This window comes from Tessaracoccus yangjingae, assembly GCF_054483935.1.
On record NZ_CM137014.1, the window covers coordinates 3234319 to 3257958 of the forward strand.

21 protein-coding genes and 3 tRNA genes are annotated in these 23640 nt (G+C 70.7%); 6 read left to right on the top strand and 18 right to left on the bottom strand.

Annotated features, from left to right (window positions below; all coding sequences use genetic code 11):
- Positions 1-16: 16 nt before the first annotated feature.
- The gene (locus ACX1D3_RS14675; protein ID WP_458994549.1) at positions 17-1843 is read right to left on the bottom strand and encodes an ABC transporter ATP-binding protein; all 1827 of its coding nucleotides are present in this window, start codon (positions 1841-1843) and stop codon (positions 17-19) included.
- Positions 1840-3627: an ABC transporter ATP-binding protein gene (locus ACX1D3_RS14680; protein WP_458994550.1), complete on the bottom strand. Its 1788-nt coding sequence runs from the start codon at positions 3625-3627 to the stop codon at positions 1840-1842. The genes ACX1D3_RS14675 and ACX1D3_RS14680 overlap by 4 nt, the downstream gene beginning before the upstream one ends.
- A gap of 64 nt (positions 3628-3691) precedes the next feature.
- On the opposite strand from ACX1D3_RS14680, the gene ACX1D3_RS14685 reads away from it, so the two are divergent.
- Entirely contained in the window at positions 3692-4870 is a 1179-nt protein-coding gene (locus tag ACX1D3_RS14685) for a M20 metallopeptidase family protein (RefSeq protein WP_458994551.1), read from the top strand.
- Between the two features lie 12 nt (positions 4871-4882).
- Here ACX1D3_RS14685 and ACX1D3_RS14690 read toward each other — a convergent pair whose 3' ends face one another.
- The 8 genes from ACX1D3_RS14690 to ACX1D3_RS14725 all read right to left on the bottom strand — a co-directional run bounded on the left by ACX1D3_RS14690 (position 4883) and on the right by ACX1D3_RS14725 (position 8212).
- Positions 4883-5941, bottom strand: a complete 1059-nt coding sequence (locus ACX1D3_RS14690; RefSeq protein WP_458996568.1) for a UDP-N-acetylmuramate dehydrogenase — start codon at positions 5939-5941, stop codon at positions 4883-4885.
- 16 nt (positions 5942-5957) lie between these two features.
- Positions 5958-6365 (bottom strand): MaoC/PaaZ C-terminal domain-containing protein, encoded by a 408-nt coding sequence (locus tag ACX1D3_RS14695; protein ID WP_458994552.1) that lies wholly within the window; start codon positions 6363-6365, stop codon positions 5958-5960.
- The gene (locus ACX1D3_RS14700; RefSeq protein ID WP_458994553.1) at positions 6358-6783 is read right to left on the bottom strand and encodes an FAS1-like dehydratase domain-containing protein; all 426 of its coding nucleotides are present in this window, start codon (positions 6781-6783) and stop codon (positions 6358-6360) included. The genes ACX1D3_RS14695 and ACX1D3_RS14700 overlap by 8 nt, the downstream gene beginning before the upstream one ends.
- A 93-nt stretch (positions 6784-6876) precedes the next feature.
- The gene (gene rpmG / locus ACX1D3_RS14705) at positions 6877-7047 is read right to left on the bottom strand and encodes a 50S ribosomal protein L33 (RefSeq protein WP_458994554.1); all 171 of its coding nucleotides are present in this window, start codon (positions 7045-7047) and stop codon (positions 6877-6879) included.
- A gap of 51 nt (positions 7048-7098) precedes the next feature.
- Positions 7099-7174: transfer RNA gene (locus ACX1D3_RS14710), tRNA-Met, on the bottom strand.
- A 33-nt stretch (positions 7175-7207) separates the two neighbouring features.
- A tRNA-Thr gene (locus ACX1D3_RS14715) sits at positions 7208-7280 on the bottom strand.
- Between the two features lie 76 nt (positions 7281-7356).
- Positions 7357-8067 (bottom strand): purine-nucleoside phosphorylase, encoded by a 711-nt coding sequence (gene deoD, locus ACX1D3_RS14720; protein ID WP_458994555.1) that lies wholly within the window; start codon positions 8065-8067, stop codon positions 7357-7359.
- A gap of 63 nt (positions 8068-8130) precedes the next feature.
- Positions 8131-8212 (bottom strand) — tRNA-Tyr (locus tag ACX1D3_RS14725).
- 179 nt (positions 8213-8391) lie between these two features.
- On the opposite strand from ACX1D3_RS14725, the gene ACX1D3_RS14730 reads away from it, so the two are divergent.
- On the top strand, positions 8392-8883 hold the full coding sequence (locus ACX1D3_RS14730) for a YajQ family cyclic di-GMP-binding protein (protein WP_458994556.1): 492 nt from the start codon (positions 8392-8394) through the stop codon (positions 8881-8883).
- Position 8884: 1 nt separating this feature from the next.
- A complete protein-coding gene (locus ACX1D3_RS14735) occupies positions 8885-9799 on the top strand; it encodes an exodeoxyribonuclease III (RefSeq protein WP_458994557.1) in 915 nt (304 codons plus the stop codon).
- On the opposite strand, the gene mptB is transcribed toward ACX1D3_RS14735, so the two are convergent.
- From mptB to ACX1D3_RS14755, 4 genes are read right to left on the bottom strand one after another with little or no spacing between them, the layout of a single operon-like run.
- Positions 9789-11267: a polyprenol phosphomannose-dependent alpha 1,6 mannosyltransferase MptB gene (gene mptB / locus ACX1D3_RS14740; RefSeq protein WP_458994558.1), complete on the bottom strand. Its 1479-nt coding sequence runs from the start codon at positions 11265-11267 to the stop codon at positions 9789-9791. The two genes, ACX1D3_RS14735 and mptB, sit on opposite strands and share 11 nt — an antisense overlap.
- Positions 11260-11589: an NADH-quinone oxidoreductase subunit I gene (locus ACX1D3_RS14745; protein WP_458994559.1), complete on the bottom strand. Its 330-nt coding sequence runs from the start codon at positions 11587-11589 to the stop codon at positions 11260-11262. Before ACX1D3_RS14745 ends, mptB begins: the two co-directional genes overlap by 8 nt.
- Positions 11586-12140 (bottom strand): NADH-quinone oxidoreductase subunit C, encoded by a 555-nt coding sequence (locus ACX1D3_RS14750; RefSeq protein ID WP_458994560.1) that lies wholly within the window; start codon positions 12138-12140, stop codon positions 11586-11588. Before ACX1D3_RS14750 ends, ACX1D3_RS14745 begins: the two co-directional genes overlap by 4 nt.
- On the bottom strand, positions 12127-12525 hold the full coding sequence (locus ACX1D3_RS14755; RefSeq protein WP_458994561.1) for an NADH-quinone oxidoreductase subunit B: 399 nt from the start codon (positions 12523-12525) through the stop codon (positions 12127-12129). Before ACX1D3_RS14755 ends, ACX1D3_RS14750 begins: the two co-directional genes overlap by 14 nt.
- Before the next feature lie 117 nt (positions 12526-12642).
- Here ACX1D3_RS14755 and ACX1D3_RS14760 point away from each other — a divergent pair, with 117 nt between their 5' ends.
- The 3 genes from ACX1D3_RS14760 to ACX1D3_RS14770 are packed head-to-tail and all read left to right on the top strand — an operon-like array spanning position 12643 to position 17537.
- Positions 12643-14514 (top strand): 2-oxoacid:acceptor oxidoreductase subunit alpha, encoded by a 1872-nt coding sequence (locus ACX1D3_RS14760; protein ID WP_458994562.1) that lies wholly within the window; start codon positions 12643-12645, stop codon positions 14512-14514.
- Entirely contained in the window at positions 14514-15551 is a 1038-nt protein-coding gene (locus ACX1D3_RS14765; protein ID WP_458994563.1) for a 2-oxoacid:ferredoxin oxidoreductase subunit beta, read from the top strand. Before ACX1D3_RS14760 ends, ACX1D3_RS14765 begins: the two co-directional genes overlap by 1 nt.
- A 36-nt stretch (positions 15552-15587) precedes the next feature.
- Positions 15588-17537: a M13 family metallopeptidase gene (locus tag ACX1D3_RS14770; RefSeq protein ID WP_458994564.1), complete on the top strand. Its 1950-nt coding sequence runs from the start codon at positions 15588-15590 to the stop codon at positions 17535-17537.
- 104 nt (positions 17538-17641) lie between these two features.
- Here the strand turns inward: ACX1D3_RS14770 and ACX1D3_RS14775 are convergent, their stop codons facing one another.
- From ACX1D3_RS14775 to nuoL, 4 genes are read right to left on the bottom strand one after another with little or no spacing between them, the layout of a single operon-like run.
- Positions 17642-18607, bottom strand: a complete 966-nt coding sequence (locus tag ACX1D3_RS14775; protein WP_458994565.1) for a polyprenyl synthetase family protein — start codon at positions 18605-18607, stop codon at positions 17642-17644.
- A gap of 18 nt (positions 18608-18625) precedes the next feature.
- Complete coding sequence (gene nuoN, locus ACX1D3_RS14780) at positions 18626-20200, bottom strand: NADH-quinone oxidoreductase subunit NuoN (RefSeq protein WP_458994566.1); 1575 nt, start codon at positions 20198-20200, stop codon at positions 18626-18628.
- The gene (locus ACX1D3_RS14785) at positions 20197-21711 is read right to left on the bottom strand and encodes an NADH-quinone oxidoreductase subunit M (protein ID WP_458994567.1); all 1515 of its coding nucleotides are present in this window, start codon (positions 21709-21711) and stop codon (positions 20197-20199) included. Before ACX1D3_RS14785 ends, nuoN begins: the two co-directional genes overlap by 4 nt.
- A gap of 18 nt (positions 21712-21729) precedes the next feature.
- Positions 21730-23586: an NADH-quinone oxidoreductase subunit L gene (gene nuoL / locus ACX1D3_RS14790; RefSeq protein ID WP_458996569.1), complete on the bottom strand. Its 1857-nt coding sequence runs from the start codon at positions 23584-23586 to the stop codon at positions 21730-21732.
- Between the last annotated feature and the right edge of the window lie 54 nt (positions 23587-23640).

Sequence of the window (23640 nt, forward strand, 5' to 3'; positions counted from 1 at the left end):
GAGATGCGAACCAGCCTCACGCCAACGACGCCAGCCACGCGCGGTGCAGGTCGGCGTATCGGCCCTCGCCCGCAACCAGGGCCGCGGGCGGCCCGTCCTCGACCACCCTGCCGTGCTGGAGAACCAGCACCCGGTCCGCGATCTCCACCGTCGACAGCCGGTGGGCGATGATGACGGCGGTGCGATCGGCCAGGATCGTGCCGAGCGCGCGCTGGACGAGCCGCTCTGTGGGCACGTCCAGCGACGAGGTGGCCTCGTCCAGGATCAGCACCCTCGGATCCGCGAGCACCACCCTCGCGAAGGCCACCAGCTGCCGTTGGCCGGCCGAGAGCCGCGACCCCCGCTTCGCGGTGTCGGTGTCGTACCCGCCGGGCATGGCCTCGATGAACGTGTGCGCGCCCACCGCACGGGCCGCGGCCACCACCTCGGCGCGGGTGGCGTCCGGGCGACCGAAGGCGATGTTGTCGGCCACCGAGCCGGCGAAGATGAAGTTCTCCTGCGTCAGCAGCGTGACGTGCCGGCGCAGGGTCTCGTCGTCGAGGCGGCGGAGGTCCACGCCGTCGAGCAGCACTGACCCCCTCTGGGGGTCGTAGAACCGGGCGATGAGCTTGGCGATGGTGGTCTTCCCCGCTCCGGTGGTGCCGACGAGCGCCACCGTCTGGCCGGCGGGGATGGAGAGCGTGAGGTCCGGCAGCACCGTCGCGCCCTCGACGTAGGAGAACTCCACGCCGTCGAGGGCCAGCTCGCCGCGGGCGGCGGGCAGGGCCACCGGGTCGGCGGGGTCGCGGACGTCCGGCTCCTCCGCCATCACCGCCGCGACCTTTTCCAGCGCCGTCAGCGCGGACTGCAGCGAGGAGATGAACTGGCCGAGGTCCTGCATGGGGTCGAAGAACATCCGCACGTACAGCACGAACGCGGCCAGCGTGCCCACCGACAGCTGGTCGGCCAGCGCCATGTACCCGCCGACGGTCACCACCACGACGATGCCCACGTGCCCGACGAACTGGATCCCGGGCATCGCGCGGGCGAAGACGCGCAGCGCGGTGGTGTTGGCGTCGCGGTACTGCAGCGCGACGGCCTCGAAGATCTCACGGGACCGGGTCTCGCGGCGGAAGGCCTGCACCGCCTTGATGCCGGTCATGGTCTCGATGAACTGCACGATCACGATGGCCGACAGCGTGCGCACGTGCCGGAAGGCCCGGGTGGAGGCCTTGGCGAACCAGCGCATGAGCAGCCACAGCAGGGGGTAGGTGGCGAATGCCACGAGGGCGAGGCGCCAGTCGAGGAACAGCAGGATCACCGTCGAGCCCACGATGGTGAGCAGAGCCGCGATGACCACGTCGATGCCCTGCAGCACCAGCTCCTGGACGGCCTCGACGTCGCTCGTCATCCGCGACACCGCGCGCCCGGAGGTGTACCTGTCGTGGAAGCCGACGCTGAGCCGCTGGAACTGCCGGTAGAGGCGGCGGCGCAGGGTGAGGAGCAGCTCGTTGCCGATCACCCCGGAGCGGCGCAGGAAGAACGCGCGGCAGGTGACCTGCACGACGATGGCGCCCACCATGACGCCCAGCAGGGTGACCAGCGGCGACGCCTGCCCGCCCTGCAGCGCCGGGATGCCGTCGTCGAGGACGCGCTGGACGATCACGGGGATGATCAGCCGCGCGAGCGACTCCAGCACCACCACGACGACCAGCACGGCGCCCCAGCGGCGGTAGGGGCGCACCAGCTCGCCGAGGAGCCGACGGCTGGCGGGGCGGAGCGCCACCGTCGAATCGGTCTCCTCCGTGATCTCCTGCTTCACCCCGCGCCAGTCCTCCAGCGCGGTGTCCCGGGTGTCGCTCACCGGATCCCCTCCTCGGCCAGCTCGGGTTCGATGCTGTAATCGGCAGAGAGCAGCTCCCGGTACTCGGGAACCGTGGCCAGCAGCTCCTGATGGGTGCCCACGTGAGCGATCCGGCCCTCCACGAGCATCGCGACCCGGTCCGCCAGCAGCACGGTGGAGGCGCGGTGCGCCACCACGAGCCCGGTGACCCCGGAGAGGGTGGCCTTCAGCGCGGCCTCCACCTCGGCCTCGGTGTGGATGTCGAGGGCGCTGAGGGTGTCGTCGAGCACGAGGACCTTGGGCCGCACCAGGATGGCGCGGGCCAGGGCCAGGCGCTGCCGCTGCCCGCCGGACAGGCTGAGGCCCTGCTCCCCGAGCCTGGTGTCGAGGCCCCAGGGCAGGTCGTGGACGAACTCGGCGGAGGCGATCCGGATCGCCTCGGCGAGGTCCTCGTCGCTCGCGTCCGGCCGGCCCAGGGTGAGGTTCTCCCGGGCCGACATCGAGAACAGAATGGGATCCTCGAACGCCGTGGCCACCAGGGAACGCAGCTGCGTGAGCTCGAGGTCGCGGACGTCGACGCCGTCGAGGAGGATCTCTCCCCCGGTCACGTCCTGCAGGCGCGGGATCAGCGAGACGATGGTGGACTTGCCCGAGCCCGTGCCGCCGACGAGCGCCACCGTCTCGCCGGGGGCGATGTCGAGGGTCAGGCCGTCGAGGGTGGGCCGGTCGGCGTCGTCGAAGCGGAAGCTGACGTCGCGCAGGCTGAGCGCCCCGCGGGGCTCCCGGATCCGGCGCGTGCCGGAGACGATGGTGACCGGGGCGTCGAAGACCTCGCACACGCGGTCCGCGGCTGTCGCGGCCTCCCGCATGAACGACAGCAGGAAGCCCAGGGAGCCCACCGGCCACGCCAGCGACAGCAGCAGGGTGACGAAGGAGACCACCTCCCCGAGCGTGAGCAGGCCCTCCGCGGCGGCGACGGCCGCGCCGCCGAGCACCATCACCAGGAGCACGGAGGGGAACACCTCCAGCAGGGTCCACAGCACCGACGCGATGCGCATCCGGTGGACGCCGGAGTCGCGCAGCAGCACGGCGCGCTCGTCGAAGCCGAGGAACGCGAACGGCACGCGGCCGAACGAGCGGATCACCCGGACGCCGTGCAGGGACTCCTCCGCCGTGGAGGCCACGTCTCCGGTGCGGTCCTGCACCTGCCGCGACACCTTCCCGAAGCGGTGCACCAGGTAGGTGGTGACGGCCACCACGGGCAGCACCGAGACGAGCACCGCGACCCCGAGCGGCCAGTGCATGGCCAGCATGATGGAGACCACCACGACGATCTGGATCGTGTTCATGATCAGCATGAGGATCCCGAATGACATGAACCGGCGCAGCAGGCCGAGGTCGCTCATGATCCGCGACAGCAGCTGCCCGGACTCCCACCGCTTGTGGAAGCCCAGTTGAAGGGCCTGCAGCTTGTCGAACAGGTCCAGCCGGATGTTGGCCTCGAGGGCCGAGGTGGCCCGCGTCATCATCCAGCGCCGCACCAGGCTGATCGCCGCGTCGACCGCCCCGGCTGCCAGGATCAGCAGCGCGTAGAGCGCGACCCCCCAGCCGTCGCGCCCCGCGATGGGGCCGTCGACGATGCTGCCGAGCAGCAGCGGGATGAGGACCGCCATCGCCACCCCGAGCGGGGCCATGGCGAGGGCGAGCGCGAACTGCCGCCGGAACGGGCGGAGGTAGGGCAGCAGCCGCACCAGGCTGGGCCGCCGGGGCGCGGCGGGGCGAAGGGTGGGGGTGGGCTGGGGCACCCGGTCAGGCTACCCCGTGCCTGGTCACGGTCCAGGGCCGCGCAGGACACTAGACTGTGTGGCTATGACGTCGGCCCTGCTCAGCGCCCTGATCGAGGGCATCGACCGGGTGCTGCCCGACGCGGCCGCGCTCCGCCGCGCGATCCACGCGGAGCCACACCTCAGCGGCGAGGAGGAGCCCACCCGCGACACCTTCACCCGGGCGGCCGAGTGGACGCACTGGACCCACGTGGCGCACACCGGCGCCTGGGCGCGGATCGGGCCCGAGGGTCCCGCCGTCGGCGTCCGTGCCGAGCTCGACGCGCTGCCGGTGAACGAGGCGACGGGGATCGAGTGGGAGTCGAGGAGGCCGGGCGTGATGCACGCCTGCGGCCACGACGTGCACCTGGGCGCGCTGTGGGCGCTGATCTCGGCGGCCCGCGGGCTGGAGCTCCCCGTCGCGATGGTGCCGATCCTGCAGCCCCGGGAGGAGGTCAACCCGGCGGGGGCCAGCGACGTGGTGGCCTCGGGTCTGCTGGACGACCAGGAGATCGAGGCCATGGTGGGCGTCCACGTGCAGCCCGAGGTGGAGCGGGGCGTCGTGTCCACCGGGGTGGGTGCGGTGAACGCGGCCTACGACGAGTTCGAGATCGTGGTGCGCGGCCGCCCAGGGCACGGGGCCTACCCCCATGTGGCGATCGACCCCATCACCACGCTCGCCAGCATCGTGACCGCCGTCTCCGGCCTGCCGACGCGGATCATCGACCCCACGCACCCCACCGTCGTGTCCATCGGGCAGATCTCGGGCGGGACGGCCCCCAACATCATCGCCGACGAGGCCCGCTGCCGGGGCACCATCCGCACCTACTCCGACGAGGACCGCGCGCTGCTGCATGAGGCCATCGCCCGCACCGCGGACGCGGTGGCGCTGGCGCGGGGGGCGGCGGCCGCGACCCGCTTCATCCACGGCGGCCCGGCGCTGGTCAACGACCCGGGGCTGGTACGGCGCCTGGACCCGCTGCTGAAGTCGGTGGGGGTGACGGTGGCAGAGACGCCGTTCCGCTCCTGCGGCTCGGACGACTTCGGCGAGTACGGTCTGGCCACCGCGTCGGTGATGTGCTTCGTGGGCACGGGGCGCGTCGACGGCGTGGGCCTGCATCACGGGGCGTTCCTCCCGGGCCGCGACGCCCTGCGGCTGGCCGCCCACACGCTGGCCGCCGGCTACGTGGCGGCTGCCCAGGCCGTGCTCGAGCGCCGCGACTGACGTGCGAGCGCCTCAGAGGCTGACGCCGACGAGGTTGACCTCGGGCACCAGAGACACCCCGAACCGCTTCTCGACGCCGTCGCGCACCTCGCGGGCGAGCGCGACCAGGTCCGCGGCCGTCGCGTCGCCGCGGTTGGTCAGCGCCAGGACGTGCTTGGTGGAGAGCGCGGCCGGTCCGCGGACATGTCCCTTGGCGAAGCCGGCGTGCTGGATCAGCCAGGCGGCGCTGGTCTTCACGCGGCCTTCCTCGGCCGGGAACCGGGGCGCGTCGGCGGGGAGCCTGGCGGCCTCCTCCTCGGTGAGGAGGGGGTTGGTGAAGAAGGACCCGGCGCTCCAGGTGTCGTGATCCGTGGCATCCAGCACCATGCCCTTGCCGCGCCGGATGGCCAGGACGGTGTCGCGGACGAGCCTCGCCGGCACCCGCCCGCCCTGCCGCGAGCCGAGGCGGGCGGCCAGCTCCGGGTAGGCGATGGGCGCCCCGAGCGAGCCGAGGGGCAGCTGGAAGCCGACCTCCAGCACGACGTAGCGGCCCGGCTCCCGCTTGAACCGCGAGGACCGGTACGCGAAGCCGCAGTCCGAGACCGGGAACGTGCGCTGCGTGCGCTCGACCCGGTCCCAGGTGCGCACCGAGGTGATCGTGCGCGACACGTCGGAGCCGTAGGCGCCGACGTTCTGGATGGGGGTGGCGCCGACGCTTCCGGGGATCCCGGACAGGGTCTCGAGCCCGCTCCACTCCTGCTCGACGGCGTAGGCCACCACGTCGTCCCAGTTCTCCCCCGCCGCGACCCTCACGGCCGCTCCCCCGCAGGTGGACACGTCGGCGTCCAGGCCCGTGAGCGCCACCCGCACCACCGTCCCGGGGAAGCCCTCGTCCGCGACCAGCAGGTTCGACCCGCCCCCCAGGACGAGCAGCGGCTCGCCCCTCTCGTCGCAGTCGGTCACCACGTCGATCAGGTCACGCTCCGTGCGCGCCACCTCGAACCGGCGGGCCTCGCCGCCCACCCGCAGGGTGGTGTGGTCCGCGAGCCGGGTGGAGGCGGCGACGGCGGGCTCCGCGGTGGCCGCGGACAGCCGGTCGATCCGGCATTCAGTCAACGCGGACCTCGGCCTTCGCCGCGCCGAGGACGGCCTCGTCGCCGCAGGTGGCCGTGATCGAGACGGTGGCCACCCCGTCGGCGACCGCGGTGACGGTGCCGGTGTAGCGCACCTCGGTGCCCTCGTCGGTGTCCGGGACCACGACCGGCCGGGTGAACCGGACGAAGTAGCTCAGCACTCGCCCCGGGTCCCCGATCCAGTCGGTGACCACCTTCAGCCCGGCCCCCATGGTCCACATGCCGTGGGCCACCACGCCAGGCAGGCCGATGGCCCGGGCGTGCCGGTCCGAGAAGTGGATCTCGTTGAAGTCCGTGGAGGCCCCCGAGTAGCGCACCACGGTGGAGCGGGTCACCTGCACGCGCAGCTCCGGCAGAACCTGTCCCACTGTCGGTTCAGGCATCGTCGTCCTCCCGGGTGTGCATGAGCGTGGAGCGGGCCTCGCAGACCGGCTCGCCGTCGACGGTGAGGTCCACCAGGACCGTGATCATGTCCAGCGCCCCACGGTTACGCACCTTCTCGATGCTCAGCTCCGCCACCACCGCGTCGCCGTCGCGCAGAGGGCGGCGGAAGGTGAACGTCTGGTCCGTGTGCATGGTGCGGTTGAGGGCCAGGCCCAACTCCTCGTCGCCGAACAGGGCCCCCCAGGCCTGGGCCGCGATGACGGCGGCGAAGGTGGGCGGGGCGACGGGGTGGTCTCCTCGGTAGGCCGGGTTGTCGTCGCGGACCGCCTCGGCGAACTCGACGATCTTGGCCCGGCTGACCACGTACGGAGGGGCTGCCGGGTAGCGGCGCCCGACGTGCTCGGCGGTGATTGGCATGGGGGCAAGGCTACCGGCCCGGATGGGGTCCGGAGACGCAACGAGACCGGCCACCGTGCGGTGGCCGGTCTCGGCGGTTGAGCTCGGGAGACCTCAGCGGGTCTCGCGGTGCGCCCGGTGGGTGCGGCAGCGCGGGCAGAACTTCTTGATCTCGAGACGATCGGGATCGTTTCGACGGTTCTTCTTGGTGATGTAGTTGCGCTCCTTGCATTCGGTGCATGCGAGCGTGATCTTCGGACGGACGTCCTGTGACTTCTTGGCCATGGTCGAAATTCCTTCAATTTAGCTTCGCGCGGGGCGCTGTTCTCGCGGTGGTGGTGACGAGGGCGGGATTCGAACCCGCGACACAGCGATTATGAGCCGCTTGCTCTACCGACTGAGCTACCCCGTCAGAGTTCCCCCCCGGTGGTGCGGGAGGGAACCGAGCCCCCATGCGGAATCGAACCGCAGACCTTCTCCTTACCATGGAGACGCTCTGCCTACTGAGCTATAGGGGCCAGCCGACGACCAACCATACATGCGCCGCGACGATCACCACAAATCGGGGATCCCGGCGCCCGATCGGGGGTCCGGTCAGGCCTTCAGCGCGGCGACGGCGACCTCGAGCGCACCCTGGAACAGGGTCTCGCGCTCGTCTGCGGTGAGGTCCGACGAGCCGTCCTTGAGGTGGTCCGAGACCGTGAGCACGGCGAGCGCCTCCGCGTTGTGGGCGAGCGCGCAGGCGTAGAGGCCGGCCGCCTCCATCTCCACGCCGAGGGTGCCCAGCCGGTCCAGCCCGGGGATGATGTCGGTGCGCGAGGAGTAGAAGAAGTCGCTGGTGAACACCGCGCCCACGTGCACGGTGCGGCCGGCGTCCCGGGCGGACTCGACGGCGGCCCGCAGCATGTCGTAGGACGCGGCGAGCGACAGAGACACGCCGGGGATGTCGATGGTGGCCACCGACGAGTTGGTGTGGGCGGAGGAGGCGACGATGACGTCCCTCACCGCGACCTTCGACGAGATGCCGCCGCAGGTGCCCACCCTGCAGATCCGCTTGACGCCGAACTGCGAGAACAGCTCGGTGGCGTAGATGGACAACGTCGGGACGCCCATCCCCGAGGCCATCGCCGTCATCGGGACGCCGTCGACGGTGCCGGTCCAGGCCGCGATGCCCCGCACGTCCGAGACCAGGCGCACGTCCTGCATCCGGGTCCTGGCGATGCGCTCTGCCCGCTTCGGGTCTCCGGGCATGATCACGAGTGGTGCGATGTCGCCGGGCTCGCAGGCGATGTGTGGGGTGGCCATCGTCGGCCCCTCTCTGCCGATGAAACGAAACTAGGCCCCGCACCAATCCGGTCCGAGGCCTAGTGGCAGGTGTTGGATTTGAACCAACGTAGGCTACGCCGACGGTTTTACAGACCGCTCCCTTTGGCCACTCGGGCAACCTGCCATGCCGGGTATCCCGGCGACGCACGAGCATAGCAGTGCGTTCGCCGCATCGGCAAAGCACCCGGGTCCCGGCAGTGCTGGCAGAATGGGCCAGCCGCCACCGAGCGCCTCGGCCGCTCGGCGCGGTGGGCCACGGAGGCCCCAAGGCAAGGGCCGGAGAACAGGACAGGGGAGGCAACCATGGCTGCAGAGAGCTCGTTCGACGTCGTGAGCAAGGTGGACCGGCAGGAGGTCGACAACGCCCTCAACCAGGCCGTCAAGGAGGTCGGCCAGCGGTTCGACTTCAAGAACACCGACGCGAAGATCGCCTGGTCCGGTGAGAACATCGAGATGGAGGCCGTCTCGGAGGAGCGGGTCAAGGCGATCCTCGACGTGTTCCAGTCCAAGCTCGTGCGCCGCGGCGTCAGCCTCAAGGCGCTGGAGGCCGGAGAGCCGAGGGTCTCGGGCAAGCTGTGGAAGATCACCGCCACCACGAAACAGGGCATCAGCACCGAGAACGCGAAGAAGATCACCAAGCTGATCCGCGACGAGGGCCCCAAGGGCGTCAAGACCCAGATCCAGGGCGAGGAACTGCGCGTCTCGTCGAAGAGCCGCGACGACCTCCAGGCGGTCCAGGCGATGATCAAGGAGCAGGACTACGACTTCGCGGTCCAGTACGTCAACTACCGCTGACGTGGGCTCCCCCTTCCGCATCGGCACCCACAACGTCAACGGCATCAGGGCCGCCCTCCGCCGCGGCTTCCGCGGCTTCTGGGACGCCGCCGGGGCGGACGTGATCGCGCTCCAGGAGGTGCGCTGCCGGGTCGACGACCTCCCGCTCGAGGCGTTCCACGGCTACCACGTCACCCTCGACACGGGGCTGACGGCCGGCCGCAACGGCGTGGCGGTGATGACCCGCGTCAAGCCCGCCCGCGTCCGCGCGCTCGACGGCACCGCCTACCAGTTCGGGCCGGACCTGCAGCCGGAGGCGGTGCCCGCCGAGCGGATCGTCAACCGCGACCTCGCCCGCTTCGCGACGGAGGGCCGCTACCTCGAGGTGGACCTGGCGGACGCGCCGCTGCGCGTCGCGTCCCTGTACCTCCCCAAGGGCGCCGCCTGGCCGCACGAGGAGGGCAGCGAGGAGAAGTACCAGCGCAAGATGCGGTTCATGCGCGGCTTCGCTCGCCAGCTGACCGCGTCGCGCCGCGAGGCCGCCGCCGAGGGCAGAGAGTTCCTGGTGATGGGCGACTTCAACATCGCCCACACCCGCCAGGACCTCCGCAACTGGCGGACCAACCAGAAGTCGGAGGGGTTCCTGCCGGAGGAGCGTGACTGGTTCGCCTCGATCCTCTCTCCGCGCAGCCTCGTCGACGTGGTGCGCCGGGTCCACCCGGACGCGGACGGGCCCTACAGCTGGTGGTCCTGGCGCGGGCAGGCCTGGGCCAACGACGCGGGCTGGCGGATCGACTACCACCTGGCCTCCCCCGGCCTGGCCCGGGGCGCGACGGCGGCCTGGGTGGGCCGCGAGGCCAGCTACGAGGAGCGCATCAGCGACCACTCCCCCGTGCTGGTCGACTACCGCGTCCCGGCGGGCCCGCTCACGCCCTGACCGGCTCCGGCTCGTCCATGGGCTGGCTCAGCTCGTGGGTGTGCATGATCCAGTAGACGGCGCCGAACAGGATGAGCACCAGCATCCACGGGCCGTTGCGCAGCCCGAACGTCATGGCCGCGAAGCCGAGCAGGACCACCGTGACCACGATCGCCGCGCGGAGCAGCTTCGTCGACGGGTGCGCCATCGGGAGCAGGACCGCCCCCCACAGCAGGTACCACGAGTGGAGCGCGGGGGCGCACAGCGCGAACCAGAGGAACGAGTAGGCCAGGAACGTCAGCGGCCGCCTGCCCAGGTGCAGGTAGGCGAACACCGCGATGCCCACCACGGAGACGACGGCGCCGATGGCGCGCACCACCGTCACCACGGCCACCCCGCTGGGGTCCCAGCCGAAGTAGGTGGCGGGGAACTGCAGCAGGTGCCCGACCACGGTGAACGGCGAGATCGTCTCGGCCATGCCGGGCACGTTGATGGCGTTGATCCACCCGAATCCCATGCCGGAGACCACCGAGATCAGGGCGAACACGCCCACCGACAGCGCCAGCGAGGCCAGCGCCTTCCCCGCGGCCCACGCGACCGCCCGGGGGCGCCACGACGTCCAGGGGGTGACCAGGAACGGCAGCGCGACGGCGGCCAGGAAGGCCGGCTGCTTGACGGCCGCCGCGGCCCCCACGATCAGCGCCCCCGCCCACCAGTGCCGGTAGCGCATCGTCACCCAGATGCCCAGGAGCATGAGGCCCACCATGAGCGCGTCGTTGTGGGCGCCGCCCACGAAGTCGATGATCAGGATGGGGTTCAGGACCGCGAACCAGCTGGCGGCAGCCGGATCCACGCCCACCCGCCGCGCGATCCGCGGGACCAGCGAGCCGATGAGCAGCACCCCGACCAGCGCCGGGATGCGCATGAGGACGGCCGAGGCGAACGGCTCGAAGCCGGCGAGGATCACCAGCCCATGGCTCATCCACAGCGACAGGGGGCCGTAGGGGGCCGTGGTCTCCCGCCACACCCACGCCACCTGGTCCGCGTAGTAGCCCGGGAGGATCCCGGGGCCCACCTGGTAGGGGCTGAGGTTGTTGTGGATCAGCCAGCCGTGGGCGGCGTAGGAGTACGCGTCATGGGAGAAGATGGGCGGCCCCACCGCGAGCGGCAGCGCGACGATCGTCAGCACGGCCCAGTGCCGCAGCTGCGGCTGCCCCATCGCGCGGCGGCGGGCCGGGCGCAGCCGGAACCACGCCTCCAGCAGCAGCACGAGGCCGACGAGGGTGGTGACGGTGCCGACGATCTTGGTGGTGTCCCCCGCGATCCCCAGGGCGCGCAGCACGTCCCACATCGGGGAGGCCTGCGGCAGGTAGGCCGGGCTCAGCGAGCCGGCGAGGATGCCCAGCGAGCCGAGGAAGCCGAACCACACGGCGCGGGTCGAGGCCGCCTGCCGGAGGTCGCGGCCGGCCCGTCGGAGGCGGCTATTCACCCGTCTCCCGCCGAGGGGCGAGGAGCCCCCGATCGTGGACGAGGTCCACGAGGCGGTCGGCCGACGGCACCCTGGACCCGCTCCACTCGAGCGCGTCGGTGGGGCACTGCTCGATGCATACGCCGCAGTACATGCACAGCGCCCAGTCGATGGTGAAGGTGTCGAGCACGTTGTGGGTGCGCGGGCGGGCGCCGGGCGCCGGCACCGTCTGCTCGAGGTGGGAGGTCAGGGTGATGCACCAGGTGGGGCACTCCCGGGCGCAGATCATGCAGGAGGTGCAGCGGTCCTCGACGAGGGCGATCGAGCTGTGGGCCTGGTTCATCGGAGCCTCCGGACGCGGGCCCCGGTGGCCGACAGCGCGATGTCGGCGGGCGTCGCGCCTGGGTCCGCCACGACGGCGGGGTCCGGCACTCCGGGCGGGACCAGCTTCCGGCGCGACGGCGACTGCTCCGACTCCCCCGGCTCCAGCGCGCCGGGCCAGTGCTGGGTCTGGCGCGGCTCCAGCAGCACGTCCTTGCGCAGGGGCGCCCCTCCGCCGTGGTGGATCAGCGGGCGGTTGTCCGCGCCGTCGAAGGTGACGCCGAAGAAGTCGTGGACCTGGCGCTGCAGCCACGCGCAGCCGGGGAACAGGTCCGTGAGGTCCGGGAGGTGGGCGTCGTCGCGGGGGGTGAGGGTCTCCAGCCGCAGCTGTCTCCAGTCTCCGGGGTGCTCGAGCGACAGCAGGACCCTGATGTGGTCGGTCAGGCCCACCTCGTCGACGGCGGTCAGGTTGGCCAGGAAGGTGAAGCCGGCCTCGCGGGCCTCGGCTGCGCGGGCGTGCCAGCGGGCCGCCTCGACCCGTTCCGTCGCCGATGGGTGGTCAGGCGGCGCCACTGCGGACCTCCTCGAGGTAGGACTGCAGCGCCTCGGGAGGAGGCGGGCAGCCGGCGATGAAGTGGTCCACCGCCACCAGGGACTCCGCGCCCTTCACCACCGAGTACGAGTCCCAGTAGGGGCCGCCGACGCAGGCGCAGGCCCCGAACGCCACCACGGTCCGCTCCGGCGGGAGCCGGTCCAGCGTGTCCAGGATGGCCGGCACCAGGGGCGCCGTGATGGTGCCCGACAGCGTCACGATCAGCCTCGCACCGGGCGGGATGGCCGCCGCGTCCACCATCGGCCGGGCGCCCGCCGCGGCCTGGGTCTCGAGCGCGCAGCAGGCCAGCGGCACGTCGACGACGAACACCGAGGCGTCGTCGAACCAGTCGCGGGCAGGCAGCATGCAGGGAGTCTACTGGCGCCAGTTCACTGTCAGCGCAACGATCGAGGCGGGGGTTTGAGGCCTGAACCCTACAATGGCCAAGACGTCTTTTCGCTAGATCCCTGAGGTAGATAGCACGTGGCTGACCAGCTTCCACTCGACCGAGTTGTCATTCGCTTCGCCGGAGATTCCGGTGACGGCATGCAGCTGACCGGCGACCGCTTCACCGCGGAGACGGCGAGCTTCGGCAATGACATCGCCACGCTGCCCAACTTCCCCGCGGAGATCCGGGCGCCACAGGGCACGCTGCCGGGTGTCTCCAGCTTCCAGCTGCACTTCGCCAACTTCGACATCGTCACCCCGGGAGACGTGCCCGACGTGCTCGTCGCGATGAACCCGGCCGCCCTGAAGGCCAACCTCCGGGACCTCCCGCGCGGCGGGGTGATCATCGTGGACACGGCCGAGTTCACCAAGCGCAACCTCGCCAAGATCGGCTGGGCCAGCAACCCGCTGGAGGACGGCACCCTCGCCAACTACTCCGTGCACGCGATGGACCTCACGGGCCTCGCCACCGGCGCCGTCGCGGAGTTCGACCTGAGCCGCAAGGACGCCTCCCGGACGAAGAACATGTTCGCGCTCGGCATGCTGAGCTGGCTGTACTCGCGCCCCACGGAGGGCACGGTGAAGTTCCTCACCGAGAAGTTCGCGAAGAAGCCCCTCATCCGGGACGCCAACATCGCGGCGTTCAACGCCGGCCACGCCTACGGCGAGACCACGGAGGCCTTCGAGGTCCGGTACCACGTGGCCCCCGCCCCGATGGCCAAGGGCCGCTACCGGCAGATCTCGGGCAACCTCGCCACCGCCTACGGCCTCATCACCGGCGCCCACAAGGCGGGTCTCCAGCTCTTCCTGGGCTCGTACCCGATCACCCCGGCCTCCGACATCCTCCACGAGTTGTCGCGGCGCAAGGACCTGGGCGTGATGACGTTCCAGGCGGAGGACGAGATCGCGGGCGTCGGCTCCGCCATCGGCGCCTCCTTCGCGGGCGCCCTCGGCGTGACCACCACGTCGGGGCCCGGCATGGCCCTCAAGGGCGAGGCGATCGGCCTGGCCGTGATGACCGAGCTGCCGCTCGTGGTGGTCAACGTGCAGCGGTCGGGCCCCTCCACCGGCATGCCCACCAAGACCGAGCAGGCGGACCTCATGCAGGCCCTGTACGGCCGCAACGGCGAGGCCCCGGTCCCGGTGATCGCCGCCAAGTCGTCGACGGACTGCTTCGACACGGCCGTCGAGGCCTGCCGGATCGCGGTGAAGTACCGCACGCCGGTGATCATGCTCTCCGACGGCTACCTCGCCAACGGCGCCGAGCCGTGGAAGCTGCCGGACCTGGACGCCATCCCCCCGATCGAGCCCGGGTTCGCCGTCGCCCCCAACGGCACCGACGCGTCAGGCAAGGACACCTACTTCCCGTACGAGCGGGACCCGGAGACCCTGGCCCGCGCCTGGGCGGTCCCCGGCACGCCGGGCCTCGAGCACCGCATCGGCGGCATCGAGAAGGCGGCGCGCACCGGAAACGTGTCCTACGACCCGGACAACCACGAGCTCATGACGCGCACCCGCCAGGCGAAGATCGACGGCATCGTCGCGGACATCCCGGACGTGGTCGTGGACGACCCCAGCGGCAAGGCCCGCGTGCTGGTGCTCGGCTGGGGGTCCACCTACGGCCCCATCACCGCGTCCGCGCGCCGCGTCAGGCTCAGCGGCCGCGACGTGGCCCTGGCGCACCTGCGCCACCTGAACCCCATGCCCGCCAACCTCGGCGAGGTGCTGCGCGCCTACGACAAGGTGGTGGTGCCGGAGATGAACCTCGGCCAGCTGGCCTCCGTGCTGCAGGCCCGCTACCTCGTCGAGATCTCCAGCTATTCGCGCGTGCGCGGCCTCCCGATCTCGCTCAGCGAGCTCGAGGTGGACCTCATCGCCGAGATCGACGCATTCCAGGAGGAGAACTGATGTCCACCGGCCTCGTCGGAGTCCCGCTGAGCCTCGAGCCTCAGACCAAGAAGGACTACACCAGCGACCAGGAGGTGCGCTGGTGCCCCGGGTGCGGGGACTACGCCGTCCTGTCCACGTTCCAGTCCATGATGGCCACCTTCGGCATCAAGCGCGAGAACACCGTCATCGTCTCGGGCATCGGCTGCTCGTCGCGCTTCCCGTACTACGTCGACACCTACGGCATGCACTCCATCCACGGCCGCGCCCCCGCCATCGCCACCGGTGTGGCGGTGACCCGCCCGGACCTCAACGTGTGGGTGGTCACCGGCGACGGGGACGCGCTGTCGATCGGCGGCAACCACCTCATCCACGCGCTGCGCCGCAACGTGAACATCACCATCATGCTGTTCAACAACCGCATCTACGGACTCACCAAGGGCCAGTACTCGCCCACCTCGGAGCTGGGCAAGGTGACCAAGTCCACGCCCTACGGCTCCCTCGACACCCCCTTCAACCCGGTGTCGCTGGCGCTGGGCGCGGAGGCCTCGTTCGTGGCCCGCACCATCGACTCGGACCGGGCCCACCTGACGGAGGTCCTGACCGCCGCCACGCAGCACCGGGGCGCCTCGCTGGTGGAGATCTACCAGAACTGCCCCATCTTCAACGACGACGCCTTCGCCACCCTCAAGGGCCCCGAGGGCGCCCTGATCTCCCTCAAGCACGGGGAGCCGATCATCTTCGGCGGCGGTGAGCTGTGCGTCGTGCGCGGCCTCGACGGCGACATCCACATCGCCGAGACGGCCACCGCCGACCGGTCCCGAATCGTCGTGCACGACGAGACCCGGGCAGACCCGTCGCAGGCGTTCGCGCTGTCGCGCCTCACGGAGTCCGGCGTGCTGCGCCAGGCCCCCATCGGCATCTTCCGGCGGGTGCCGCGGCCCAGCTACGACGACCTGCTCCGCGACCAGATCGCGGCGGTCCGCGCCGAGGACACCGGGGCCGCGCTGGCCGCCGTGATCGCCGGCCAGGACACGTGGGAGGCCGACGAGCTCTGAGGCCGGCCCTTCGCAGGGCTGGCTAGGCTGGCGGGCATGACAGCTTCCATCACGTTCGAGCACTTCGACCGCGCCCTCCGCCCCCAGGACGACCTCTTCCGCCACGTCAACGGCACGTGGCTGCGCACCGCGCCGATCGCCCCGGACCGCGCCTCCGCGGGCGGGTTCGTCGATCTGGTGGAACAGGCCGAGAAGGACGTGCTGGCGCTGGTCAGCGGGCTCCCCGCAGGCGATGCGTCCACCGACGACGGGAGGATCGCCGGCCTGTACGCCGCGTTCATGGACACCGACCGCATCGAGGCCCTGGGCGGCTCGCCCCTGCGGCCCATCCTGGCCGCGATCGACGCCGTCGACTCCCCCAGCGCCCTGGCCCGCCACCTCGGCTGGTCGCTCAGGCACGGGCTGAGCCCCCTGGTGCATCTCTACGAGGAGTCGGACCCGGGTGACCCGGCCCGCTACGCCGTGTTCTCCTCCCAGGGCGGCCTCGGCCTGCCGGACGAGGCGTACTACCGGGAGGAGGCGCACGAGGAGATCCGGGCCAAGTACCTCGCCCACGTGGCTCGGGTGCTGGGTCTCGCCGGGCTCCCCGACCCGGCCGGCCAGGCGCGGGCCGTCATGGACCTGGAGACCGCGATCGCCGCGCACCACTGGGACCGGGTCCGCTGCCGCGACCTGCGCGCGATGTACAACCCCACGTCGTACGACGACGTCGTCGCGGCCTCGCCCGGGTTCGACTGGGCGTCGTTCCTCGACGGGGCCGGCATCCCGGCCGGCAAGCTGGCCGAGGTGATCGTCTCCCAGCCGTCGTTCCTGGAGGGCGTCGCCCCGCTGCTGGAGACCCTGCCTCTCGAGTCGTGGCGCAGCTGGGCGCGGTGGAAGGCCGTCAACGGCCTGTCACCCTACCTGTCGTCGGAGTTCGTCGAGGCGCGCTTCGGCTTCTACGAGCGCACCCTCAACGGCAACGAGGAGCAGCGGCCCCGATGGAAGCGCGGCATCGCCTTCGTGGAGGGGGTCGTGGGGGAGGCGGTCGGCCGCGCCTACGTCGAGCGGCACTTCCGGGCCGAGGCGAAGCAGGCCATGGACGTCCTCGTGGCCAACCTGCTGGCCGCCTACCGCGAGTCGATCGAGAAGCTCGCGTGGATGACCGATGAGACCCGCGAGGAGGCGCTGCGGAAGCTGGGCCAGTTCACCCCGAAGGTGGGCTATCCCGTGAAGTGGCGCGACTACTCCTCCCTGGAGGTCACTCCGGACGACCTGGTGGCCTCGGTGCTGGCGGCCAACTCGTTCGAGCTCGACTACACGCTGAGCCGCATCGGTGCCCCGGTGGACCGGGACGAGTGGCAGATGTTCCCCCAGACCGTCAACGCCTACTACCATCCGCTGCGCAACGAGATCGTCTTCCCGGCCGCCATCCTGCAGCCGCCGTTCTTCAACGCCGACGCCGACGACGCGGTCAACTACGGCGCCATCGGTGCCGTGATCGGCCACGAGATCGGGCACGGCTTCGACGACAAGGGCTCCACGTGCGACGGCGACGGCCGCCTCCGCGACTGGTGGCAGCCCGCGGACCGGGAGGCGTTCGAGGCGCTCGCCGGCCGCCTGATCGCCCAGTACCACGGCCTGGTGCCCGAGGGCGTGGACAGCGGCTCGGTCAACGGCGAGCTCACCGTCGGCGAGAACATCGGCGACCTCGGGGGGCTGGGCATCGCCTACCGCGCGTGGCTGCTGGCGGGCGGCGACCCCGACGGGGAGCCGGTGGACGGCCTCTCCCCGGCGCAGCGCTTCTTCGTCGGCTGGGCGCAGGCGTGGCGCGGGAAGCGCCGCCCGGAGGCGATGAAGGTGCTGCTCGCCACCGATCCCCACTCCCCCAACGAGTTCCGCTGCAACCAGATCGTGCGCAACCTCGACGCGTTCTACGAGGCCTTCGGAGTGACGCCCGACGACGCCCTCTGGCTCCCAGAGAAGGACCGGGTCACCATCTGGTGATCGATACCCAACCCGCTGGCTGAGGCGCGAGGAGCGCCCGCTCCGCGGCACCTCAGCCAGCGGGAGGGTTCACTGCCCGGCATCACAGCATGGGGCGAGGCGGCTCAGGCGGTGCGGTCCACCAGGTCGGAGCAGACCTTGAGCAGGGCGTCCTTGGCGGGGCCGTCGGGCAGGGGGGCGAGGTGCGCGCGGGCGATGTCAGCGCGGCGCTCCACCTCCGCCTTCGCCCGGTCCATGACGGGGTGGGACCGCAGCGCAGCCAGGAGCTGCGCGAGGGAGCGGTCGCTGCTGAGGTCGCCGTCGATCATCGCCAGGAGCTCGGCGTCGGCCGGGTCCTTGGACGCGCGCAGCATCAGCACCGGCAGCGTCGGCACGCCCTCCCGCAGGTCCGTGCCGGGCGTCTTCCCGGTCTCGGTGGAGTTGATGTCGATGAGGTCGTCGGAGAGCTGGAACACCAGCCCAACCTCCTCTCCGAACGCGGCCAGGGCGTCCAGGACGCTCCGGTCCGCGCCGGCCACCATGCCACCGAACAGCGCGGAGGCCGCGATGAGGGACCCCGTCTTGTCGGCGATCACCTGGATGTAGTGCGCCAGGGGATCCTCGCCGTCGGCGGGGCCCTTGGTCTCGGCGATCTGCCCCTGCACCAGGCGGGCGAACGTCTCCGCCTGCAGCATCACGTACTCCACGCCCAGCTCGGCGACGGTGGTGGAGGCCCGGGCGAACAGGAAGTCGCCCACCAGGATGGCCACCGAGTTGCCCCACAGCCGGTTCGCGGACGGGGCGCCGCGGCGCAGGTCCGCGACGTCCATGACGTCGTCGTGGTAGAGGCTGGCCACGTGCGTGAGCTCCATGACGAGCGCTGCCCGCATGAGGTCCTCGTCGTCGACCTGGCCGCCGAACCGCGAGGCGAGGAACACCAGCAGGGGCCGGAACCGCTTGCCGCCCGCCGAGATGATGTGCCGGGAGGCCTCCGTCACGAACGGCGAACTGGCCACGGCCACGTCCACCAGCCGCTCCTCGAACTGGTCGAGGAGCGCGGACAGGTGCTCATCCAGCGGGGCGTCCGCCACGGGGTCTCCTTGTCAGGGTCAGCGAATGAACTGGGCCGCGTCCGCGATGAGCGCGAGCACGCCACCGGGAAGCAGACCGAGGACAAGGGTAACCACTCCGGCCACAACAAGCACGGACCACGTCCAGAGCGACGGGGTCTCCACCGTGCCCACGTGCTGCTCGTCGGCGTCCTGGAACCACATGGCCACCACGACCTTGAGGTAGAAGAACGCGGCGATGACGCTCATGATCACGGCGACGAGCACCAGCCAGCCGTAGCCCCCGGCCCACGCGGCCGCGAACACGGCCAGCTTGCCGACGAACCCGGCGGTGAGCGGGATGCCCGCGAAGCTGAGCAGGAACAGCGTCATCAGCGCCGCGATGACGGGGTTGCGACGCCCCAGCCCCTTCCAGGCATCGAGGCTGTTGGCCTCTCCGCCGGAGCGGCGCACCATGGTGATGATCGCGAAGCCGCCCAGGGTGGCCACGCCGTAGGTGAGCAGGTAGAAGCCGATGGCCCCGACGCTGGAGATGCTGACGTCGTCGCCTGCCTGGACCGCGCCCACGACGCCGACGAGGATGAACCCGGCGTGCGCGATGGACGAGTATGCCAGCAGGCGCTTGATGTCGTTCTGCGCGAGGGCCACGGTGGCGCCGAGCAGCATGGTGAGGATGGCCACCACCGCGAAGAGCAGCTGCCAGTCCCAGCGCAGCCCGCCGAGGGCGACGTAGAAGATGCGCAGCAGCGCCGCGACGGCGGCCGTCTTGGTGGCCACGGCCATGAAGCCGGTCACCGGCGTCGGGGCGCCCATGTAGACGTCGGGGGTCCACGCGTGGAACGGCACGGCGCCGATCTTGAACAGGAGGCCGACGGAGGTCAGCAGCATGCCGGTGAGCAGCAGCGGGTGGCTGCCGGTGCCGGCCGCGATGGCCGCGTCGATGTCCGCCAGCTGGAAGGCGCCGGCGTAGCCGTACAGCATCGCGATGCCGTAGAGCATGATCGCCGAGGCCAGCGAGCCCAGGAGGAAGTACTTCAGGGCGGCCTCCTGGCTGAGGAGGCGCCGCCTGCGTGCCATGCCGGTGAGCAGGTACAGCGGCAGGGAGAAGATCTCCACGGCCACAAAGAGCGTCAACAGGTCGTTGGCCGAGGCGAAGATCATCATGCCGAACAGCGAGAACAGCAGCAGCGGGAAGATCTCGGTGTGCTCGCGGCGCAGCTTGTCCGCCTCGCGCTCGAGCGGGGATCCGGGCACCGTCGCGGCCGACGACGCGAAGGCCGACTGCCCGTTGCCGAGCCCGCGCTCCGCGAACAGGGCCACTCCCCCGAGGCCGAAGACCAGCAGGAGGCTCCAGAAGAAGAACGAGGGCCCGTCGATGGCGAGCACGCCCATCGCCGCGATCTGCGGGGTGGCCTGCACCCAGTTGAGGATGGTCAGGCCGAGGGCCACGACCACAGCGAGGGATGCGAGCGCGGTCTGGATGACGTAGCGCAGCTCGCGCGGCGCCAGGGCCTCGACGAGCACGCCGAGGCAGGCGGCGCCCAGGATCACCAGAAGGGGCGACAGCAGCATCCACTCCAAGGTGGGAGCAGCGATCTCCAGGAGGTTGATCATCGGTTGCCTTCCTTGACCTGCGGGGCGGGATCCTCGACTCCGACGACGGCCATCGTCTGCGTGGCCGTCTCGTCAGCCATCGCCAGCACCGGCTTCGGCACGAAGCCGAACACGATGAGGAGGATGAGGAGCGGCGCCACGACGGCCTTCTCGCGGGTGCTGAGGTCGTGGGTGACATGCGTGGCGACCTGGTCCGTCACCGGCCCGGTCATGGTGGTCTTGTACATGCGCAGCACGTAGACCGCGGCCAGCACCATGCCGAGCGTGATGACGGCGGTGTGGACCGGGTAGCGCTGCCAGCCGCCGGCCATGACGAGGAACTCCGAGACGAAGCTGCCCATGCCCGGCAACGCCAGCGCGGACAGGCCTGACATCAGGAGCACGCCGGCCAGGACCGGAGCCACCTTCTGCACGCCGCCGAAGGCGTCGATGTGCTGGGAGCCGCGGCGACGGATCATGAACCCGACGACGAGGAACAGCGCCGCCGTCGAGAGGCCGTGGTTGAGCATGTAGAAGATCGAGCCGCTGATCGACGGGGTGGTGAGGGCGAAGATGCCGAACACCATGAAGCCGAAGTGGCTGATGGAGGTGTAGGACACCAGCCTGAGGAGATCCGTGGCGCCGAACGCCATGAACGCGCCGTAGAGCACCGAGACGATGGCCCACACAAGGATCACCGGCGTGGCCCACTGCGTGGCCTCGGGGAAGGCGGTCAGGCAGATCTTCAGCATGCCGAAGGTGCCGATCTTGTCCAGAACGCCGACGAGCAGCGTGGAGGTGCCCGGGGTGGCCTGCTCGGCCGTGTCCGGCAGCCAGGTGTGCAGACCCGCCATCGGGGCCTTCACCGCGAACGCGATGAAGAAGCCGAGGAACAGCCATCTGCCCATGTCGGTGCTCATCTCGGCCCCGACGAGGTCGTTGATGAGGAAGCTGGGGTTGCCGGAGCCCGCCGTGACGGCGTAGACACCGGCCACCGCGACCAGCATGACCAGGCCGCCGGCCAGGGAGTACAGCAGGAACTTCATCGCCGCCGCGCCCCGCTTCGGGCCGCCGAAGCCGCCGATCAGGAAGTAGGTGGGGATGAGCGTGGCCTCGAAGGCCACGTAGAACAGCAGGATGTCCGAGGACATGAACACGAACAGCGCGAACGACTGCATCATGAGCGCGAGCGCGAAGAACGTGGACGTGCCCCAGCGCGCCTCGGGCGCCTCGCCCACGCGCCACTCGGCGAGCAGCACCACCGGCACGAGGATGACGGTCATCAGCACGAGGATGGCGCCCATGCCGTCGAGGTCCAGCGCGTAGTGCGCGCCGATCTGCGGGATCCAGGCGATCTCCTCGGCCAGCGGCACCCCCTGGGCCTGCAGCACGACGGCGAGGACACCGAGCACGGCGGTGGTGAGGGCGACGCCGTAGCCGATCAGCCGTCCGGCAGGGCCCTTGACGACGAACAGCGCGAGGGCACCCAGGAGCGGCACCAGGGCGAGGATGGTCAGTAGTGGCAATGGCATGTCTTTTCCGATTCTCCCTTAGCCCAGCTGACCGATGATCACGACGCCGGCGAGCACGATGACGCCGACGCCGAGGATGAGGCCGTAGCTGCGCACATAGCCGTTCTGGCCCTTCCGCAGCCAGGAACCCAGCCCGCTGGCGAGGCTCGCGCTACCCATGGCGGCGCCGTCGACGGTGCCCCGGTCCAGCCAGGCCAGGCCGGCGGACAGACCCTTGGCGGGGCGGACGACGGCGTACTCGTTGAGCGCGTCGCCGTACAGGTCGTTGCGGCCCGCGAGGACCAGCGGGTTGGCGGTGGCCGGCGCGTCGACGGGGATGTCGCGGCGGTGGAGCAGCCAGCCGATGGTGACACCGACGGCCACCACGGCCATCGTGATCCAGCCGACCGCGGTGACGGCGAACAGGCCGGTCTCGTGCGGGTGCTGGCCGGTCGAGTGCTCGAGCCAGCCCTGAATCCAGCCGTTCATGAACAGGCCGGCGACGATCGACAGGACGGCCAGCACGATGAGCGGCACCGTCATCACCAGCGGCGACTCGTGCGGGTGCACGTCCTTCTCCCAGCGCTTCGCCCCGAAGAAGGTCATCATCATGAGGCGGGTCATGTAGTAGGCCGTCACGCCGGCGCCCAGCAGCGCCAGGACCCCGATGATCGTGTTCTCGTGGAACGCGGCCTCGATGATGTGGTCCTTCGAGTAGAAGCCCGAGGTGAACGGGAAACCGATGATGGCCAGGTAGCCCATCGCGAACGTGAAGAAGGTGATGCGCATGCTCTTGGCGAGCGCCCCGTAGTGGCGCATGTTCACGTCGTCGTTCATGCCGTGCATGACCGAACCGGCGCCGAGGAACATGTTGGCCTTGAAGAAGCCGTGCGTGAGCAGGTGGAAGATCGCGAAGGACGCGCCCGCCTCGCCGAGGCCCGCGGCCAGCATCATGTAGCCGATCTGCGACATCGTCGAGCCCGCCAGCACCTTCTTGATGTCGTCCTTCGACGAACCGATCCAGGCGCCCGCGAGCAGCGTCACGGTGCCGACGATCGCCACCGCGGTGGTGGCCACCTCGGTCTGCGCGTAGATGGCGTTGGAGCGGACCACCAGGTAGACGCCCGCGGTGACCATGGTGGCCGCGTGGATGAGGGCCGACACCGGGGTGGGGCCCTCCATGGCGTCGAGCAGCCAGGACTGCAGCGGGACCTGGGCGGACTTGCCGCAGGCGCCCAGCAGCAGGAGCATGCCGATGATGGTGGCCCACACGGGGTCCAGCGACTCCGCTCCGGCGTTGACGTCGGCGAAGTTCACGCTGCCGAACATGGCCAGCATGGTGAAGATGGCCATGCTGAGGCCGAGGTCGCCGACGCGGTTGACGATGAACGCCTTGTTACCGGCGGCGGCCGCGGAGGGCTTGTGCGCCCAGAAGGAGATGAGCAGGAACGAGGCCAGGCCCACGCCCTCCCACCCGAGGAACAGCACCAGGTAGTTGTCGGCCAGCACCAGGGTGAGCATCGCGGCGATGAAGAGGTTCAGGTACGCGAAGAACCGGCGGCGGCGGTCGTCGTGGGCCATGTAGCCGATCGAGTACACGTGGATGAGCGAGCCCACCCCGGAGATCAGGAGCACGAAGAGGATCGACAGCGGATCGACCAGCAGGCCGAACTCGATCGACCAGGCGCCCGTGGCGATCCATTCGTAGACGCTCACCGCGATGTGCCGGGCGTCCTCCGGGCTGCCGAGCAGCTGGACGAACAGCACGAGGCCGAGCAGGAACGAGACGATGGGGGCGACGGTGGCCAGGAGATGGCCCCAGGCGTCCGTCAGCCTTCCGGCGAGCAGCAGGAAGGCAGCGCTGGCGAGCGGGATGGCGATGAGCAGCCACGCCATGGCGCCGGACCCGGACAGGGCGGACACGGATTCGAGGAGTTGCACGCTTCTAGC